The 811-nt window shown below is 75.1% G+C and carries 1 protein-coding gene; it reads right to left on the reverse strand.

From position 1 onward, the window contains the following. Window positions 1-729 (reverse strand): hypothetical protein (locus tag ACK4SE_RS13870; RefSeq protein ID WP_409693880.1); only part of this gene is annotated, 729 nt, incomplete at its 3' end. Window positions 730-811 lie beyond the last annotated feature (82 nt).

Consider the following 811-nt stretch of genomic DNA (forward strand, 5'->3'; position numbering starts at 1 on the left):
CATGCGCAGCAGCGCGGGGCGGGCGGCGAGGGAGGGGTAGGGCACCTTCTCCGACCCTGCCGGCATGCCATTCACGAACAGCGTCACCACGTCGGACTTGAGCCGGTGCCGTCCGTGCGTCACAACCACGTGGTGCCAGCGATCCGGCTCCAGGTAGCAGCCCTCCATGTCGCGGCCGCGCCGGTCCGCCGCCACCGCCACGCGCAGGCGGCCCCGCGTGACGGACACACACAGCAGCGGCTCCGCCGCGCCGGCAGGCACATCGGCGGGCAGCAGCTGCAGCAGCACTGCTGGCGCGTCTGTGCTGTACCCGCCTGCATGTGTACTGCCGCCGCCGCCGCCGCCGCCGCCACCGCCGCCGCCGCCGCCGCTGCTGCTGCTGTTGCTGCAGCTGCCTTGCGCGCGTGCGGTGCCGGCGTGGCGGCTGTGTGCGCGCGCCAGGGTGGCGTCGCTGGGCAGGCGGATCCAGCAGGCGAGGGTGTAGCCACTGGCGGGCAGCCAGGCCTTGCCCGGCGGGAGCAGCGGCGCCGCAATCTCCAGCCAGCCCTCCACCGCCTCGCTGGCTACGTGAGACACCGCAGCGCCGCGCGACTGCCGCGGCGACGAGCTGCGCGCGTCCGGCGAAGCGGGGGCAGTGCGGCACGCGGCGGGCGAGGCGAAGCAGAAGCGAAGCGCTGGCAAGTCGGCGCTGCCCTCGCTGTCCAGCCGCCCGGCAGCAATCTCTGCCATGCAGCGCACCAGCGCAGCCCGCCAGGGCAGTGTGGTGGCGGGTGCACTGGGCGCAGGGACTGGCGGCGGGAGGTGGGTGGCT

Origin of the sequence: Brevundimonas sp., assembly GCF_046293315.1 — a bacterium.
Taxonomy (GTDB): domain Bacteria; phylum Pseudomonadota; class Alphaproteobacteria; order Caulobacterales; family Caulobacteraceae; genus Brevundimonas.